Origin of the sequence: Acinetobacter sichuanensis (assembly GCF_003024515.2) — a bacterium.
Lineage (GTDB): Bacteria > Pseudomonadota > Gammaproteobacteria > Pseudomonadales > Moraxellaceae > Acinetobacter > Acinetobacter sichuanensis.
In genome coordinates, this window is record NZ_PYIX02000006.1 from 1 (window position 1) to 18,597 (window position 18,597).

Sequence of the window (18,597 nt, forward strand, 5' to 3'; positions counted from 1 at the left end):
TGAGCAAGTCAAAGTATACTTTAACGAAGCGCAAGACGCAGTGGCTAATCCCAAATTTAAACTTTAGATGTAAGACCCCGCCATGTAAATTTAGCTTTTGCTTTTTTCAGCTATTTAATTTAAATCCAATGTGTAACATCAGTAATTAACATCATTTGAATATGAAACTAGTGCGTATCACGACTGACATAAATCGTTATTTTGTCAGGCGTGGTGACTTTGACAAAATTATTTTGTGCACTGGTTCCATATTCAATCATTTTTGCCTTATTTGGCAATAATGGTCGTTTATCAGCTTGATGTTGATAAGCGTCTGTTTCTTTTTTCTGTTGTTCATGATCACTGAGTACAACATAAGTTAAATGATCCTTTTTAATTTCATCAGCTTGTTTGCCTGCCAACTGATTGTTTTTTTGATTTTGCTGTTCAATTGACTCTTGCACATCCCTCTTCACAGCAGTAATTACAACGGGTGTTATTGTGCCAACATAATTTACATTTTCAGATAAAAGATCATCCTTTATAGGGGAAATAGCAAATATTGTTGTAGAAAAACAACTAACGACTATCATCCAAAAAGCTTTTTGACATTTTTGACCATTCATTTTCATTCCTGTCCCTAAATTTTTTATTATCTTATTCAAGTTAACAATTTTTGTTGCAAGCAACAACCTAAAAGCAAAAATTCCCGACAACCAACAGATGTTTTTTATTTTTTAATATTTATTTCAAACACTTAAAAAACAAATCCTGAGCTATCTTATATTCATACCTCTATGTACACCTTCTGCATTATTTTATATTTACTAACAGCTTAATTTTTAAATGAATATTCAAGTATATTTTCAATATATTAAAAGTATATAAACATTCTTTTTTGTCGGTTATTGTTATCTAGGTCTATAAAATATTTCGGATAAGATCAAACTTCTCTTGAAAAATAATGACAAAATTATCATTTTTATTTCATATTTAGACACATTTAACAATTGATAAGTTTTGAGTTTGATTTTAAAGTAGTCCTTGATTTTTAAATCAATCTGGGGAAATCATGCGTTTTAAAATTATTGATGTTTATCGTCATCACAATACACAACACTATATTGCAAAGTGTCTAAAAGAAAACTCACCTCAATTTATTACATTAGCAACTGACCGTACTTTATGCAAAGAACTTGATATTATTGATGTTGACTTACAAACAGGAAAAGCCACTTGGGCAACAGGAGAAAAAATTTCACTTCAAATATTAAATCAATTTGACTATTTAGAAAAAGTTTATGAATTAAGCTAGAGGCTTTAAATTCAAACTTTATAATTCAACTCACCATAACACAACTTAAAAATAATAAATCAACAAATATCAATGAGGCAAAAAATAATATTAACTGAATTTAGAGTTGATTTAATATTCTTATGAATGAGAACTCAATTCTATCTTCAAAATCATAGACCAATATCATTTTTTATACTATTCATCAGATTATTTTTTGCAGATAACTCTAATTTTTCTTGAAAATATGCCGTCTGATATAAGGGCGTCATATGATAAAAATGCGTTAATACTTCCTTTCGTTTCATTTGATATTGTTGTGTTTCAACCCAATCATACTCTTTTTGGATTTGTTGTTCATATTCGGCAAAACGTTGTGTTGAACTTCCCAAAATTGCCAAATCAATATCCAATAAATATTTTAAATCATGCTCTTTTGTAGGTAGATGCTTTTTGGTTGCAATAATCCACCTTGCAACTTTTTCAAGTTCAGTTTTCTTTAAAATGCCCACACAATGTTTTTGCATTAATTTAGCACTTTGTTCTTCATTATCTGATGCTTGTGGATCATAAATAATATCATGAAACCAAATTGCTAACTCAACCGCGACTGGATCTTCAAGTTGATGCTTGATTTCATTAAATAATTCTAAGCATTCTATAATATGTTGGTGCGTATGATAATAATTACCAACATAGAAGTGAAAAAGAATCGAAAATAATGATTCTGATTGCATAGATCTTAAATTTATAGAATCAGAAAACTGTGCCCAATACTGTTGAAATTTATCATAATAATTTAGCATTAGACACATTCCTCTTATAACATCAGACAGACTATTAATTAAGCCGCCTGTTCATCTCTTTTAAAGACAAGCTCTCCTGCTAAACTACTTTCAGCATCAAAATAATAACCATCTACATTAAATCCTTTTAAATCTTCAATCTTTTCAATTTTATTTTGAATAATATATCGAGCCATTAAACCACGGGCTTTTTTAGCGTAAAAACTAATCACTTTATATTGACCATTTTTTTGATCCAGAAAAACAGGTTTAATAATTTCTGCATTAATCTGACTTTCTTTAACCGATTTATAATATTCGTCAGAAGCTAAATTAACTAAAATTTTTGAGCCTGCTTGCTCTAAATCTTGCTGAATTAAACTTGTAATCTTATTTCCCCAGAATGTATATAAATTCTGACCTACTGGATTTTTTAGCTTTGTTCCCATTTCTAAACGATAAGGCATCATTAAATCTAAAGGACGCAATAAACCATATAGACCTGACAACATACGTAATTTTTCTTGTGAATATTCAATATCTTCTACAGATAAATTATAAGCATCTAAACCTGTATAAACATCTCCTTTAAATGCAAAAATAGCTTGTCGAGCATTTGCAAAGTTAAAGTCTGGTGTCCAATCACGGAAACGCTCTACATTTAGTGTTGCAATTTTCTCGCTTACACTCATTAAGCTCGCAACTTCAGAGGCAGATAACTCACGACAAACTTGGATCAATTCTTCTGAATGATTTAACACTCTTGGCATTGTATACTGATCTATAGGTAAATCTGTTTCATAATCCAATGTTTTTGCAGGAGAAATTAAAAAAAGCATATCTATTCCGCATTAATAATTCATCACAGCAATATAACAGTTACACTGCTTTTTTGCGAATCATGTTTTTCCTCTACAATAATCGTTAAAATAAATCATTTAAATAATATTCACGTTTTATGTCTGATACTATACACATACAAGGTCTGGTAGGTAACATCGAAATTTTAGTCGATTATCCAGAGAATGAAGCTAAAGCTTTTGCTGTAGTATGCCATCCTCATCCACTACAAGGGGGTACGCCCCAACATAAAGTCCCAACCTTATTAACAAAAATTTTCACTCAAAATGATTGTATTGTTTATCGTCCTTATTTTCGTGGTTTAGGTCAAACTGCTGGCTTACATGATGATGGTTTTGGTGAAACAGATGATATCTTAACGCTTATTTCTCATCTGCAAACATTACACCCTCAACTCCCTTTTTATGCGGCTGGTTTTAGTTTTGGTGCACATGTTTTGGCTAAGTGTTTTGTTCAGCTTGATGAAAAAAATAAACCTAAACAAATGATTTTATGTGGTTTACCAACAGCAAAAGTACGTGGTATCCGAGAGTATCAAACACCTTTTCTACAAGGAGATTTATTATTTATTCATGGAGAAAATGATGAAATTACACAGCTTTCTGATGTATTAAATTGGGCTAGACCGCAAAAACATCTCATCACTGTATTACCTGGCGCAAATCATTTTTTTACAGGCTATTTAAAACAATTACATCATGCGATTGAGCGGTTTTTATCTATAAAATAGTTTTTTATTCATATTCCTAGTATTGTTTTATGTTTGAATAACAACAAATTTGAGCATAAAACAACTTTCAAAATCATAATAAATATTCTATTGTTCAGTCATAAAATTGAACATTGATTTAATTTATCTCTATCAATTTAAAAATATTAAGCTTTATAGAATCTATTTTTCTCACAGATTTTTACACAAATAAATGGATATTTTTTATGATGCAATTACAACAAGGTCAGAAATTACAACTACAACAGTTAAACATTCAACAAGAGTTTAGTATTGATATTCAAATTCAAGCTTCATTTGCAATAGATCTCTCTTGTTTTGGTTTAGATGCTCACCAAAAGCTCAATGACGAAGCATTTATGGTTTTTTATAATCAGCCCACTACACCTGATGGTGCTGTAAATTGGCAAGCGCAACCCCAACAAAATTTTAAGTTTAAACTGAATTTAGTGAATTTAACTCAAATTCAACGTTTTAGTATTTGTGCTGCTATTGATGACCCACAGGCAACTATGCAACAGATCCAAGGCGGTACTATTACAATCAAAAATCCTCAAGGTCAAGCTGTTGCAAACTTTGTACTTGAACCGCAGCGCTTTAACCAAGAAAAAGCCATTATGTTAATAGACATTTACTTTAAAGATGTTTGGCGTTTAGGTGTTGTTGCACAAGGTTTTAATGGTGGCTTGGCTGCTTTAGTTGAACACTTTGGTGGTGAAGTTGCAAAAGATGAAGTTGCTCAGCCCACTTCTTCAACACCTCAGCTTCCAGTCTCAACACCACCCAATAATACAAAAAGCACTCTAAATTTGAATAAGATTCAACTTGATAAAACAGGTCAATCACATCGCATTAATCTCAACAAAAACAGTCACGAATATCTGAAAATTGAAGCAATTTGGGTGGATAATGGTGATGGTCGTAGTGATAATGATGACTTAGATTTACGTGTTGGCTTTATGCTACAACAAAATAATAAAATGGAATATGTCTGGTGCCCATCACAACAAGGTGCTATCGAGAGCTATCCATACATCCATCATCAAGGTGATATTACAGGAGCATCAAGTGCCCAACCTGGCAAAGAGACTGTTTTAGTACATCCTGATATTGCAAAAAAACTGGGTGGAAAAGTTGCCTTAGTTTTTTCGGTTTATTCTGCTGTGAGTAATGGCGTTGTTTCTATTGCTTCATTACAACCCAAAATGCGTATGCAATACGCTGATCAACTCGTTGAGTGTGTTTTTAATGCCAATGTTTCAGCAAAAGCAAAAAGTCGTTTTGTTTATACTTATGTGATCGGTATTGCTATTATTGATGAACAAGGAATCACTTTACAACATTCAGGTATGACCAGCGGACGTTTTAGTGAAGATACGCCACGAATTATTTGGAAAAAAGACGATACTGTTGAGATTAAAGTAGATGGTCAACCTATGTTTAAATAAGTCAGTTAAATGATAAAATTGCCCTAAATTCACAAGGGCAATTTACATCTAAGTGAAAGAAAGTGGATGATATAAAGTATATAAATGCTGCTCTTCATCTGTAATTCTTTGCACTAAGGCAGCACCAATACTTTCATATTCTTGCAAAAAATCATCAGCAGTCACTGGGTTTAATGATGATTGAGCTGTCCATTTTTTTAAAAATTTTACAACAACATGTGCGATTTGATTCATATCTTTACGATAAGTTTTAATCGTTTGTAATTGCACACTTTCTGGCTCTAAATTACTTTCTAGATAAGCATAAAACTTTACATTCTCTTCTATTAAGTGCAATGAAAATTCTTCTTTAAAATACAGTAATTGCTCAACAACTTGTTGATATTTTTTACTTTCAAATAAACTCTGAATTCCCACATAAATTTCAACCAGTTTTTTATGTTCACTTTTAAGTTGTGGAATCAATGCCATAGAATAAGTATGAGTGGCTTGTTCTAATGGTTGCTTTTCAATATTTTTAAGCGATATTTTTTTATCTTGTTTCCCCAAAAAACTAAACCATTGTTGCAATACTATGAGTATTTTTTTAAACATATTAATCCTGAATAAACACCAAAAGTTATAACAAATTTTAAAACTTACTCGATATAACTTTATTTATTAATTAAGATTTGTACACACATTATCAATGTGTACTTAAAAAATATGCAAAACAATATACATTAATTAAAAATATTGTGAATAACAATTTTAATATGACTACATTTTAACCAACAAATTAATTGACTACATCGCCCCAATTCAAGCCAAACTTGGCTAAATACTTTTTCACTCGATCACTGTCATTGGTACTTTGTCTTTGCTCACGAGACACTGAAAATAAACGTCGCCCTGCATCAGCCATGGACTTGGATTTACGACAAATTTCAATCACACCTTCAAGTTGAATCCGATCAAACTCATCAATTTGAGCAAGCTGTTCAGCCGTTAAAATATCCCTCAAAGATGAGGGCTGTATTGAATCTGCATGTTCTTTGATAGACCAAATTTTTTGTAAACGTTGAATTTCTGCTTCAACTTCTTTTAAACCAATGCGTGAGCCTTCCGCCAATGTTGCCATACGGGTTACACTTGCAGTTAAATCACGGAAATTTCCCTGCCACGTTGCTTCATAAGACTGTGCAAATTTTAAATATTTTTCCAAAGCATCACTATGAAAACGTAACTGAGACTGGTGTTGAGTGGCAAAACGTTGTAATTCAAACTCGATATTCGGTGCAATATCTTCCACTCGATCTTTTAAGCTCGGTAAAAAGAAAGTCCATGTATTTAAACGCGCCCACAAATCTTCCCGAAAACGCCCTGCCTGCACTTCTTCACGTAAATCTTTATTTGTTCCTGCAATCAGTTGAAAATCTGCTGAAACTTCCTTATCACTCCCCACAGGGAAAAATGATTTATCTTCCAAAGCTTTGAGCAACATAGCTTGTTCATCAAGCCCAAGTTCACCAATTTCATCTAAAAATAAAATACCACCATCGGCACTTTTTAAATAACCTGTGCGGGCATTGGCTGCACCTGTAAATGAACCTTTGATATGTCCAAAGAGTGTCGACATTGCCCCATCACCACATAAAGTGGCACAGTTAACATCTATAAATCGTCCATCCAAGTGAAATTTTTCTTTTTTAAGTTGATAAATCTGTTTGGCTAAATGTGATTTTCCGACACCTGTTGCCCCCATAATTAAAATTGGTGCTTTGGAACGGGTCGCCACCAACTCTACTTCTTGAATCAATTGGTTAAAATCTTGGTTTTTAGTGGCGATATTGGCTTTAAGTTGTTGCCAATTTTCAGTTTTTTCATTTTCAAAGCGTTGGTTTAGCGCGGCATAACGTGACAAATCCAAATCAATGATGCGATATTCGCCTTCAGGTTGTTGCTTACCTGTGGGCGAACTTTGGATCAATTTTGCAGGTAAATAATGTGCATCAACCAATAAATACCAACAAATTTGAGCAACGTGCGTTCCTGTGGTGATATGTAGCAGATAATGATTATTTTCAGTATCAAAAGGATAGGATTTTACAAAGTCATACAAAGCCCCATACATATCGGAAAAATCCCACGGATCTCGGATATTGACCTGATGACCTGAAATATGGGTATTTGGGGAGATTTGTTGTGCATCTTGTTGTAAATGTTCAATTAAGCCTTTATTTCGTCGGTCATGCAATAAGACCAATTCATCAATCAATAAGTCTTCATGCATGAGTAAGCTCATGGTCGGACGCCAACGTTGCCAACGCTCTTCTTTTTTTCCCTGATCAAGTGTTGAACCCACAAAACCAATCACGACTGTTTTTTTAGATTTTTGCATTTTCTATAAAATTTTATAGTTTCAATCAAAAGACTATAATTAACCTTGCGTTTTAAAGCTATCCATATATTTTGTATCTACGACATTTTCTAAAAAATTGATGATGTTTGCCCGATTCACCACGTTTAAGATCACTATATTTTCGTCAAAAAAGTACTGTGAATGTGCAAGTGTATCTAAGATCTCTTGATTTAATCTCACCTGATCATAAAAGTTAAATCGGTAGGTCTTTTGATTGATGTATATCTCTATTTCCAAACAGCCTTTTGCTTCAATCAACCATTCTTCATCATCAAAATATGCCATAAAATTAATTTGATATCTCATCATTCAATGCTCCATGATTTAGCAAGCTATTACTTTTTAGCTCTCTTCATCGATATTGTCTGCTTGATTTTCTTTATCTTTTTCAACACACCATTGCTGTACAGCCTGAATCTGTATGTTATCAAGTGCAAATTCCTGAGCTAATAATTGAAAATATGGCGCTCTGTCCTCAGGACTTAAATATTCAAGTAACGCATGTAAAACCACTTCCATGCTGTGCCATTGCTGCGGATTTGGTTGCCATTTTAAGCTTTTGCAAAGCTTGGCAAAAGTCTGAAAAATCCGTCCTTCAATCCAACATTCATCCTGAGATTTTTGGCTTAAATCCTCAATCCAATGCCAAAGCAAAGGCTGAAAATGCACTGCCAATGATGGATCAGCATCCGTATATACAATTAGACTCATGATGCTGTCCTGATCATTTTCCTGAATCGCCTGCTTTAACAGTTGAATGACCTTGTCTGTGGCATATAAACCTTCCTTCCCCCAACTTGTTAATATTTCGATACTTGTGCCTTGTGGCGTTTCACCATCACAGCCATAGCCCTGCTCCAACACTGTGAGCAAATGTTGTTTAAACCATAAATCCCGAATACCCAAAGCATTCAATGTCCGCATAGCCACCATGGGCAGATCCCATATTTCATCTTCATGTAAAAAAGACCGTACTTTATCCATGACCGTGTGCGGAATTTGAATCTGCTGACATTTTGCCAAAGCATGTAATGCAGCATCGATCAGTGTTTGCTTATTTTGTTGTACCGACTGCATAAACTGCTGCAAAATAAACTGTTGTAATATTTCACTTAAATCAGCTTTACGATCAGCCAAACACAGCAATAATTTTGCTTTTAATGGCAAGACATTGCTTTGCAGATAGCGTTGTGGAATTTGTTGTAATAATTCAGGAAATTGATCATAAAAATACTGAATAAAATGAGTCGGGCGTTGCCCATCATGGGCAAAGTCTAATGCCTGCTGTGCAAATAAATCATAAAATATTTCAATATCTTGTGCTTTTAGTGCTGTGACAGGAATATTCAACACCAATGGAAAAAACTCAAAAGGATAGGCTTGGAAAGCTTTCCAAAGTAAGGGAATATCATCAGCCGCCAAAGGTGTAAAAGCCTGTAGCCAATAGTTCAGATAGAGCAATTCCTGTTGAGTGCTTAGCTCAGGTTGTGCATCATTTTGTTGTAAAAGGTCATCCAAATCCTGCCAATGTTCGGACAGATTTTCTGATGTAATCTCGATTTCCTTTAAATGTTGTTGATAAAATTGCTCGACAACGTGCAGTTGTTTTTGCATTTGCTGATCCATTTTTTTCTGAATTTCTGGATAATTTTGCAAATAAAAATTTAAAAAATCTGAAAAATAACAACGCTGATGATGGATTGATTTTAATAATTGCTGCCATGTCTCAAGTTCAAAATAATGGATGTGACCCACTACAAGCATTTGGATTTCATTCATTTTCTGCTCATTTAAATAAGCATGTTCAGCCAATACATCTGAGAGTAACTGCTGTGCATGTTGAATATGCTGCGTTTGGATCGGCTTGAGTTGTTGCATATGACCTACCTTATTTTTATTGATCTGAATTTTTATTTTGCACTCAAATTAACACTCCATGATCTGCAATGCTATACTTAGATGGCAAAACCGCCCTCCTCCTTACACCATCAGCGTCTGACTCGACCTTTTTTTGATGGAATCACTTTGGTTTTCGCTTAAAACAATCAAATTTTTAAAATAGTTTCAGGTTTTATTTCCCATGTTACAGTTTACATTTTTAGGCACATCTTCAGGTGCTCCTTCGCTGACCCGCAATGTGTCAGGTTTAGCCGTGCGCCACAGTAAAAGCAAAGATTGGATTTTGATTGATGCAGGTGAAGGTACACAGCATCAAATTCAACGTGCAAAATTATCCTTACAACATTTACAAGCCATTTGCATTACTCATGTGCATGGTGATCATTGTTATGGTCTGATGGGTTTGCTTGCGAGCGCAGGCATGAATGGGCGTAAAGAACAGCTCACCATCATTGCGCCAAAAAATATTCAGCTTTGGTTTGAAGCTACCCAACAATTGACCGATTTACACCTGCCCTATCCGCTTGAATTTATAGATGTTAATACGCTTCAGCAAGCCATACAGATCAATGAATCAATTCAACTTTCAGCCATTGCATTGCATCATCGGGTGGAAAGTTATGCCTTTGCCATTGAAGTGATTCAACAACAGAAAAAACTCAATGTTGATGCTTTAAATGCATTATCCATCCCCAAAGGTAAATTGTGGGGCGATTTACAACAAGGTAAAGATGTTGAATATGATGGAAAATTATTGATGTCCAATCAATATGTTGAGATTCAACAACATCGGGTCAAAGCTATTATTGGCGGTGATAATGATCAACCTGAATTACTCAGCTCAGCTTGTCAGGATGCCGATGTCTTGATTCATGAAAGTACCTATACCCAAGCAACATTGGACAAAGTCGGCACTGCACCAATGCACAGTTCTGCAAAAATGGTGGCTGAATTTGCTGAACAAGTACAATTACCTAACTTGGTTTTGACACACTTTAGCGCACGTTATCATGATCATGAAGGCTTAAATATGTTGAAGAATGAAGCGCAACAGTTTTATTCAGGGCAATTATTTCTGGCTGAAGACTTGGCAAGTTATGAATTCAACGCAGATCATGTTCTTGTCAAAATTTAATCGCTTTAAATCGTCATCTTTAATCGATGACGATTTAACCCTAAATAAAACTATCTTTTTTTATATTTCAATATTTATTTTTATAGATAAAATCGAGTATTTTTAATTCATATTTTTATAAAATGATTCACATTAAAATATTTAATTATTTATTTTCATATACTTAAAAAAATAAAATCATGCTAAAAATAAAAGTTGGCACGCTCTTCGCAATATATCTTTCAAGAAATTAAAAATTAAACTTGAGGATGCTGTCATGGCGAACAAGACAATTTTTGCCTCTCGCACTGCGAAGGCAAAACCACCATTAGGACTAAATGAAGCAGGCGGTCATGCTTATCCATTAAAATCACGTGCAGCTTTGGCACAGTTGGCGGCAACAGGAACCCTGAACCATACTTTTTATCAGGATGCCCAAGTCCAATTGGATCAAATTCTCACTTTGGCATTGGAAGTTGAACCTGAATTTGTTGCCAAAACAGCGATTTATGCACGTCAACATGCACATATGAAAGATACGCCTGTGGTGTTATTGGCATTGCTTTCAGAACTCGATGCCGATTTATTTAAACAACTTTTCCCGATCATTATTGATAACGGAAAACAATTGCGTAACTTTGTACAGATTATGCGTGCAGGAATGATCGGACGTAAGTCTTTGGGTTCATTGCCAAAACGTATGGTCAATGATTGGATTTTAACAGCAAATGATCAACAACTGATGGCGGCGAATATTGGAAACAGCCCATCCCTTGCAGATGTGTTGAAAATAACCCATCCAAAACCAAAGACTGAGCAACATGATGCCTTCTTTGCCTACGTATTAGGAAAAGATTATGCCATTGAACAATTGCCATCTCAGATTCAGGCATTGGAACAATTTCGTTTAGGTCAGACAACTGAAGTGCCAAAAGTACCAATGCAGTTGTTAACCAATCTGAATTTAACAGCGGCACAATGGGCGGAAATTGCTAAAAATGGTTCTTGGCAAATGCTCAGAATGAATCTGAATACTTTTTTGCGTCACGGTGTATTTGAGATTAAAGGCATGACCAAAATCATTGCGGATAAATTGATGGATGAAACGGCGATTGCCAAAAGTCGGGTTTTGCCTTATCAGCTCATGATGGCATGGTCTGCGCTTGCCGATGGAATGCCGCATGAAATTGCCAATGCATTAAAATTTGCCATGCAGCGTGCCATTGCTCATGTACCAAAATTATCAGGTAATGTGGTGATTGCGATTGATGTTTCAGGTTCAATGGGAAGCCCTGTAACGGGTTATCGTAAAGGGGCAACTTCACAGTTACGTTGTGTTGATGCGGCGGCTTTATTTGCAAGTGCATTTAAATATGTCAATCCAAACATACGTTTAATGCCCTTTGATACCCAAGTACGTGAATTGTCTAACCTGACCAAAGTACAGCAATATTTACGTAAAAAGGCATTAGGAGATCGACAGGAAGAAATTGATATTTTCGCCTTAGCCAAAAAATTTGCCAATATGTGTGGTGGTGGAACAGCTTGTTCTAAACCATTAGAACTGTTGGTAAAAGAAAATGCCGAGGTCGATTTGGTGATTTATTTTTCGGATAATGAGTCATGGCTTGATCAAATACGAGGACTAAAACACTCAACAGGAATGATGATTTATTGGAATAAGTTAAAACAGCAAAATCCAAATGCAAAACTTGTCTGTGTCGATTTACAGCCTTATGCGACTGCGCAAATGCCTGAGCAAAAAGATGTGATGAATATTGGTGGATTTTCCGATACCGTGTTTAAACTGATTGAAAGTTTTGCCAACAATGAAATGCATGCAGATCATTGGGTTGGCGAAATTGAAAAAATAGAAATTCCACAGTCTCAGCTTCACGCAAGCTGATTCTGTGAAACAAATTTGACATTGTCATTGTGAGATATTTCATCTAAAAAATGTGATATCCATATTGACCATGTTAGATAAACGCACAAATGCGCTAGGAACTACATTTTTCCAATGAGACGTTTCTAAAATAATTTGTTGTGCGCGTTGTAACAGATTGCCAAATGCCGATAGAACTACATTCTTTCCAAATGACATGTTTTATCAACACTTTGTTGGCGATCAAAAATAGTAAAAATGCATAAAATGCGTTGAGGACTACATCTTTAATGCGTAGGTCGGTGGTTCGAGTCCATCCTGTATGACAGACATACAGTAGCTCAGCTGGATAGAGCAACGAAACGTCTTCAATATTTTGTTTATGCAAATGTGGTAAAAGTAAATCAAATGCTTCAAGGACTACATCTTCAATTGACGTAATCGGTGGTTCGAATCCACCCCATTATTTCGGTAATGGTAGCCAAGTGGCAAGGCGCGAACGTCTTTGATATTTTGTTGATTTATGCGTAAGACAGTGTATGAAAATATACTGAGGTCTTTGATTCATCAAATGCCGATAGGACTACATAGGGACTTAGAGATCAGCGGTTAGACTCCGCTGCGGTATGTACATACTGTCGCTTAAAGCAAAAGCGCTAAGATAAATGTCTTATCATTCAACTTGTTGATGGATGATTGATCTGTTGTAAAAATAACAGGATATAAAATGCCTTGAGGACTACATTATCCGTTTGTCGGTGGTTCGATTCCACCCTGTTTCACTTTTAAATAAATGAAACAGTAGCTCAGTAGGTAGAGCCACGATTGTCTTCGCAACTTTGTTTATATCCTGTTGTTTATCTTCGCAATTAAAAATAATAATTTTAAAATATCAAATAAAATGATCATAAAAGCAATTTCAAAAATTAAACCTTGTTAAAAAATAAACAATTTGTTAACTTAATATCTCAAATCAAAAACAAAGACAGGTGTCAGTCTTTAAAACGCAAATCATGTCTATACAAGTTATTGTTGAAGATAACAATATTGAACTCGCGCTACATCAGTTACAGCAAAAACAATATCTCTTACAAGCCACCCGTCGGTATAAAAAGCGCCAAGGCTTTTATGAGCAAGCTGCCATTTTAAAGCGCAAAAAACGTAAAATGAAACGCCTGATCAGTCAGGCACAAAGCCATTTTGCACTATGTACACCGCCTATAACTCATCCTAATTTTTGGTATAAAATTGATTTAAAGCAACAACATCAACGCACAGGCAATACTTTTGCCGTAGGTCGATAAACCTATTCTTTTCTTTTTTTATTTCATCACAAGAGACAGGTGTCAGTCTGTAAAACACGATTTATGAGCATCAAAGTCCACGTTAAAGATGACGATCTCGATCTTGCTTTAGAGCAACTTCGCATCAAAAGTTATTATTTAACCACGCATCATTGGTATAAAAAATGCCATGCCTATCATGAAAAACCACCAAGTAAAAAGCGCAAAACAACCGATATGAAATTGCTGATTGGGCATTGTCAGGTTTTAGAGGATGACCCTTTGGCAGAGCGTTTGGATATTCATCTTGAACAGCACTATCTCAAGATAAATCAAAAACCTTAGCGACAATATTTTCCTATCACTTAAATCCATGCCAAATTTGGCATGGATTTTTTATGCAGTGGTTAATTTTTAAATATCCATTTTTATATTTAACTATATATTTTTATATATTACAAAAGAAAATAAAAGCACAATAAAAACTCTAAAAATAAAATAAATATTTTAAATTATTAAATATCAATTATTTAAAAATTAAATCTCAAATAAAATCAAACTTGGCACACTCTTCGCAATATATACAGCACATCATCATGATGTATGAAATTTTCACCTGCCTGCAACCGCTTGGCAGGCAGGTTTAGAGAAGGAATAAAGCAATGACTATGTCAGTAATTGAACAAATCGAAAAACAAGCCTCAAATGAGCGTGCCTATAACATTATTCAGGACGCAAAAGGCGTTCCAATTAAAATGTGGACTAAAGGTGTCCCTGTTGATGAGAAATCTAAAGATCAATTGTTAAAAACCGCGCAAATGCCGTTTATTTATAAATGGATGGCGGTAATGCCTGATGTCCATGTCGGGATCGGTGCGACGATTGGTAGCGTGATTCCAACCAAAGGTGCGATTATCCCTGCTGCGGTGGGTGTGGATATTGGTTGTGGAATGATGGCAGCGCGTACTTCACTGACTGCATCTGATCTGCCTGATAATTTACATACCTTACGTACCGAGCTTGAACGTTTAATTCCGCACGGAATGACCAAAACTCGTGGTCATCGTGACCGAGGTTCTTGGAATACACCACCTGAACGTGTAGATCAAGTTTGGGCTGAATTGGTGACTGATTTTGAATATATTTGTGCCAAACATCCACGTTTAAAGAATACCAATAACCGCACTCAACTTGGAACTTTGGGAACGGGAAATCACTTTGTTGAAATCTGTTTAGATGAGCATCAACAGGTTTGGATTATGTTGCATTCGGGTTCTCGTGGGGTTGGAAATGCGATAGGAAACCACTTTATCGAGCTTGCTCGTAAAGATATGCAGAAGCATTTCATTAACCTGCCTGATAAAGACTTAGCTTATTTGGTTGAAGGAACTGAACATTTTGATGATTATTGGTTTGCTGTGGGTTGGGCGCAACGTTTTGCCATGAAAAACCGTGAGTTAATGATGGAAGCCGCAGTTCAGGCTTTACGAATTATTATTAACAAACCATTTAATGCCAAAGTTGAAGCGGTGAATTGTCATCATAATTATGTGGATAAGGAAGAACATTTCGGACAGGAAGTTCTTGTTACTCGTAAAGGTGCAGTTCGTGCGCGTTTGGGTGAGTATGGAATTATTCCAGGTTCGATGGGTGCGAAGTCTTTTATTGTGAAAGGTAAGGGAAATCAGGAATCTTTCTGTTATTGTTCGCATGGTGCAGGTCGTGTGCATAGCCGTACTGCTGCGAAGAAGTTGTTTACTGTGCAAGATCAGATTGAGCAAACTCAAGGTGTAGAATGCCGTAAGGATGAAGCCGTGATTGATGAGATTCCGTCTGCTTATAAGCCGATTGAAGATGTGATGAAAGCGCAAAGTGATTTGGTGGAAGTGGTTTATACACTGAATCAGGTTGTTTGTGTGAAGGGATAATATGATGAATGCTACAATTGTGATGACTAATATAGAACTACTAGCAAATCAAAAGATTTCATATGATTTGCCAAAACATCCTTATATTGCAATTTTAGCAATCTACAGCCAATCAGTAACATCTGAATGGCAAAGTATATGTTCTGATTGGATTGTAAAATCAGAGCAATGTTATTGGGCTTTAGCTTGGGGTCATGAATGTTCAATTTGGGATGATGCACTAGATTATGCTTATTTAGAATTTTGTAATTACGATCTACCTGAAGATGATGATTATAACTTCATGACCACTTGGCATGAAGACCAAACTTTGGATGAGGTTATAGAGTTTGCTAAAACTTATATAGCATCTCCTTTAGAAGACTCAACTCTAGAAATCATTTTAATTAATATTCAATAATAAGGAAAATCTAATGAATTATGAAACTGAATTAAAAGCCTTAGTTGAGGAAGCGTATTCATTATTTTCCTCTTATTCGATTGGTGAAAAAATCGAAGCGTGCTGTGGACATTGCATGACAATGGAAGATTGTGAATTACTACTTACTTTACCATTAGCACAGCTTGATCAGCGTTTAATTTCGCAATATTTATTTGCAGCAGAATCGACTGATGTATATGCAATCTCACAACAAATGAAATATTTATTGCCTCGAATTTTAGAGTCGTTGATAAATAATGAATATATCCATCATTGTCACGAAGACACGTTAACTAAATGTCATTTTTATTTAGATATTTGGACAGATATTGAATTTGAATTTATGCAACGTTTCGCACTTTGCTATTTTCAAATGCAATTAATGAAGTTTACAAAAACTACATCAGTCACTCAACACGTTCTCATGTTCCATTTGGCTGGTTTAAATATTCGACCTTTATTAATAATTTGGGAAGAAAATTTGAATGTCCCAACACCCATGTTGAATTTGATTCAAACATTACATTATGATTTTGAAGAATATAGTTATAATTCAGCATTTTCTGATAAAAAAATGATTAAAATCATGAATAAATGGCTCGAAAAGTTACGAACAAATGAATTGTTAATAAATGCCTTAGTCGAAGTTGTGGGACGAAATAATGTTCCACCTGAATATCAATATATGTACGACTCGGCATTTGACCAATTACAGATTACAAATTAAAAGGAAAACAATATGAAACTCGCAGAAGCATTACTCTTACGAAGCGATCAACAAAAGAAACTCGCTTCACTGAAACAACGTATCCATGCAAATGTATTGGTACAAGATGGTGATGAACCATCTGAAGATCCAAACGAACTGTTAAAGCAAGTCTTTGCTTTAACGCAGGAATCACAAAAATTGGTATTCGCTATTCATCAAACCAATGCTTTGGCAAAATTAACTGATGGTCGTTCGCTATTGGCTTTATTGACACAGCGTGATGAACTTGTGGAACGTCATAAAATCTTAACCTCTGCAATCAGCAACACGCATCGTGAGCCTGATCGTTACAGCACACGTGAGATTAAATGGCATAAAGTAATTCCTGTATCTTCCTTGCAAAAACAAGCCGATGATATCAGTGCCAAACTCCGTGATTTAAATGTGTTGATTCAAGCAACCAATTGGCAAGTGGATTTGCTTGAATCTTAGACTACATTTTAAAAGTTTTGTTGTGATTCGTCATGACAAAATCCGAAATATATTGGGCGAGTACAAGATCCTCTACTTTCACAACATAGGATTGAAAATAATGTGTAGTGGCTCAGAAAAGCGAACGGGTTAGCTTACAACTTTATGTACACTTCAACCCATTACTTTTCATACGTCAACCCAATACATACCAAGTATGGTGACAACTGACTTTGCATCACCATGTACTGACAATATATTTCACCTATTTCTAAAGCAATTGATTGTTTTAGAATAAACCCGAACATACTGGGCGAGTGCAGGATCCGATAACAACTTTACTCCCTCAGCGCAGGATTGAAAAGAAGTTGCGTAGAGGCTGCCAAGCGAATGAGCTAGCTTACCTTTTTATAAATCAGCTCATCACTTAGCACACATTAACACTTTGCTCACAAGGCATTGTTACAACTGACTTAGCATAACCATGTACTGACAGTATGTTCACCTAATCTATCAACTTAGAGGAATGTGTATGAATTTTTAGCAAAATAATTTGAAAATTAACTACTTGGTAAAATATGAACCAATTCTCCCATTTATCCGATAGAACAACTTACAACTCAATTGGAATTAAAATATAATGCAAATTTGCTGAATCAATACCAAAAAGTAAGTATTGCAAAAACACCTAAATATTAAGTATTTTTACACAATATAAATACTTAAACTTAAAAATAATGTATTTAGGAATATTTTAATTCAATCATCTCATTGATGAGTTTGCTAGTTCTGGGGAAATAATATGAAAGTTGCTGAGGCTTTATTAATAAAAAGTGATCATCAAAAAAAACTCACTTCATTAAAACAACGGATTAATATCAATGTTTTAGTCAAAGATGGTGAAGAACCAAGTGAAGATCCAAATGAGTTAATTAAACAAGCATTTTCTATTTCTCAAGACTTACAAGGCATTATCAGTAATATTTATCTGACCTATGCTCGTACCAAACTATCGGATGGACGTTCATTTATTAATGTAATCAATCAACGTGATGATTTAATTGAGAAACAAACTATTTTAATGCAAGCTATTGAAAATAGTGAACAATTTAACCGTTGCAATATCAGTGAAGTAAAGTGGAAAAAAATTATTTCTGTTGCTCGTTTACAAAAACAAGCAGATGAAATCAGTATGAAAATTCGTGAATTAAATATGAAAATTCAGGAAGCAAATTGGCAAATTGAAATGTATGATCCACAAAAAAGTCTTGTGACCATTGTGCCACCTTGTATTGAAAAAGTAGGATAATGATTTATTCTGTTCTTTTTTCCACATACTTTACTATTTTTAAACGATACAGTTAAACATCAGATCATTAAAATTTGATG

At 34.7% G+C, this 18,597-nt stretch carries 20 protein-coding genes; 12 read left to right on the forward strand and 8 right to left on the reverse strand.

Translation table 11 applies throughout. The features are described 5' to 3' along the window. Positions 1 to 167: 167 nt before the first annotated feature. Positions 168 to 605, reverse strand: a complete 438-nt coding sequence (locus tag C9E89_RS05565) for a hypothetical protein (RefSeq protein ID WP_107007279.1) — start codon at positions 603 to 605, stop codon at positions 168 to 170. Positions 606 to 1,051: 446 nt separating this feature from the next. Between C9E89_RS05565 and C9E89_RS05570 the strand changes: the two genes are divergently transcribed. Continuing rightward, complete coding sequence (locus tag C9E89_RS05570; RefSeq protein ID WP_107007280.1) at positions 1,052 to 1,294, forward strand: hypothetical protein; 243 nt, start codon at positions 1,052 to 1,054, stop codon at positions 1,292 to 1,294. Between the two features lie 152 nt (positions 1,295 to 1,446). Here C9E89_RS05570 and C9E89_RS05575 read toward each other — a convergent pair whose 3' ends face one another. Together C9E89_RS05575 and yaaA are read right to left on the reverse strand one after the other, a co-directional pair. Then, complete coding sequence (locus C9E89_RS05575; protein ID WP_107007281.1) at positions 1,447 to 2,079, reverse strand: HD domain-containing protein; 633 nt, start codon at positions 2,077 to 2,079, stop codon at positions 1,447 to 1,449. Between the two features lie 38 nt (positions 2,080 to 2,117). Further along, complete coding sequence (gene yaaA, locus C9E89_RS05580) at positions 2,118 to 2,897, reverse strand: peroxide stress protein YaaA (RefSeq protein ID WP_107007282.1); 780 nt, start codon at positions 2,895 to 2,897, stop codon at positions 2,118 to 2,120. 119 nt (positions 2,898 to 3,016) lie between these two features. On the opposite strand from yaaA, the gene C9E89_RS05585 reads away from it, so the two are divergent. Together C9E89_RS05585 and C9E89_RS05590 are read left to right on the forward strand one after the other, a co-directional pair. Then, the gene (locus C9E89_RS05585) at positions 3,017 to 3,649 is read left to right on the forward strand and encodes an alpha/beta hydrolase (RefSeq protein ID WP_107007283.1); all 633 of its coding nucleotides are present in this window, start codon (positions 3,017 to 3,019) and stop codon (positions 3,647 to 3,649) included. Positions 3,650 to 3,855: 206 nt separating this feature from the next. After that, positions 3,856 to 5,097: a TerD family protein gene (locus C9E89_RS05590; protein ID WP_228198986.1), complete on the forward strand. Its 1,242-nt coding sequence runs from the start codon at positions 3,856 to 3,858 to the stop codon at positions 5,095 to 5,097. A gap of 48 nt (positions 5,098 to 5,145) precedes the next feature. On the opposite strand, the gene C9E89_RS05595 is transcribed toward C9E89_RS05590, so the two are convergent. The 4 genes from C9E89_RS05595 to C9E89_RS05610 all read right to left on the reverse strand — a co-directional run bounded on the left by C9E89_RS05595 (position 5,146) and on the right by C9E89_RS05610 (position 9,376). Further along, entirely contained in the window at positions 5,146 to 5,691 is a 546-nt protein-coding gene (locus C9E89_RS05595) for a hemerythrin domain-containing protein (protein ID WP_107007284.1), read from the reverse strand. A gap of 184 nt (positions 5,692 to 5,875) precedes the next feature. Further along, positions 5,876 to 7,477, reverse strand: coding sequence for an RNA repair transcriptional activator RtcR (gene rtcR / locus C9E89_RS05600; RefSeq protein WP_107007285.1), 1,602 nt, complete (start codon positions 7,475 to 7,477; stop codon positions 5,876 to 5,878). 39 nt (positions 7,478 to 7,516) lie between these two features. Continuing rightward, complete coding sequence (locus C9E89_RS05605) at positions 7,517 to 7,807, reverse strand: hypothetical protein (RefSeq protein WP_107007286.1); 291 nt, start codon at positions 7,805 to 7,807, stop codon at positions 7,517 to 7,519. 33 nt (positions 7,808 to 7,840) lie between these two features. Then, the gene (locus tag C9E89_RS05610) at positions 7,841 to 9,376 is read right to left on the reverse strand and encodes a hypothetical protein (protein WP_107007287.1); all 1,536 of its coding nucleotides are present in this window, start codon (positions 9,374 to 9,376) and stop codon (positions 7,841 to 7,843) included. Between the two features lie 202 nt (positions 9,377 to 9,578). Between C9E89_RS05610 and C9E89_RS05615 the strand changes: the two genes are divergently transcribed. Further along, positions 9,579 to 10,532 carry a ribonuclease Z gene (locus C9E89_RS05615; protein ID WP_107007288.1) on the forward strand — a complete coding sequence of 318 codons (954 nt, stop codon included), beginning with the start codon at positions 9,579 to 9,581 and terminating at the stop codon, positions 10,530 to 10,532. Between the two features lie 256 nt (positions 10,533 to 10,788). Further along, a complete protein-coding gene (locus C9E89_RS05620; RefSeq protein ID WP_107007289.1) occupies positions 10,789 to 12,417 on the forward strand; it encodes a TROVE domain-containing protein in 1,629 nt (542 codons plus the stop codon). 39 nt (positions 12,418 to 12,456) lie between these two features. Here the strand turns inward: C9E89_RS05620 and C9E89_RS23250 are convergent, their stop codons facing one another. Beyond that, positions 12,457 to 12,615 carry a hypothetical protein gene (locus C9E89_RS23250; RefSeq protein WP_171405080.1) on the reverse strand — a complete coding sequence of 53 codons (159 nt, stop codon included), beginning with the start codon at positions 12,613 to 12,615 and terminating at the stop codon, positions 12,457 to 12,459. Positions 12,616 to 13,409: 794 nt separating this feature from the next. On the opposite strand from C9E89_RS23250, the gene C9E89_RS05625 reads away from it, so the two are divergent. From C9E89_RS05625 to C9E89_RS05655, 7 genes are all read left to right on the forward strand, one after another. Then, on the forward strand, positions 13,410 to 13,700 hold the full coding sequence (locus C9E89_RS05625) for a hypothetical protein (protein WP_107007290.1): 291 nt from the start codon (positions 13,410 to 13,412) through the stop codon (positions 13,698 to 13,700). Positions 13,701 to 13,763: 63 nt separating this feature from the next. Then, the gene (locus tag C9E89_RS05630) at positions 13,764 to 14,024 is read left to right on the forward strand and encodes a hypothetical protein (protein ID WP_107007291.1); all 261 of its coding nucleotides are present in this window, start codon (positions 13,764 to 13,766) and stop codon (positions 14,022 to 14,024) included. A gap of 323 nt (positions 14,025 to 14,347) precedes the next feature. Then, positions 14,348 to 15,607 (forward strand): RtcB family protein, encoded by a 1,260-nt coding sequence (locus tag C9E89_RS05635; protein ID WP_107007422.1) that lies wholly within the window; start codon positions 14,348 to 14,350, stop codon positions 15,605 to 15,607. 4 nt (positions 15,608 to 15,611) lie between these two features. Then, a complete protein-coding gene (locus C9E89_RS05640) occupies positions 15,612 to 16,007 on the forward strand; it encodes a DUF7684 family protein (RefSeq protein ID WP_107007423.1) in 396 nt (131 codons plus the stop codon). A 13-nt stretch (positions 16,008 to 16,020) separates the two neighbouring features. After that, positions 16,021 to 16,755 carry a hypothetical protein gene (locus C9E89_RS05645; RefSeq protein ID WP_107007292.1) on the forward strand — a complete coding sequence of 245 codons (735 nt, stop codon included), beginning with the start codon at positions 16,021 to 16,023 and terminating at the stop codon, positions 16,753 to 16,755. Between the two features lie 12 nt (positions 16,756 to 16,767). Continuing rightward, the gene (locus C9E89_RS05650) at positions 16,768 to 17,229 is read left to right on the forward strand and encodes a DIP1984 family protein (RefSeq protein WP_107007293.1); all 462 of its coding nucleotides are present in this window, start codon (positions 16,768 to 16,770) and stop codon (positions 17,227 to 17,229) included. 781 nt (positions 17,230 to 18,010) lie between these two features. Then, the gene (locus C9E89_RS05655) at positions 18,011 to 18,517 is read left to right on the forward strand and encodes a DIP1984 family protein (protein WP_107007294.1); all 507 of its coding nucleotides are present in this window, start codon (positions 18,011 to 18,013) and stop codon (positions 18,515 to 18,517) included. Positions 18,518 to 18,597 lie beyond the last annotated feature (80 nt).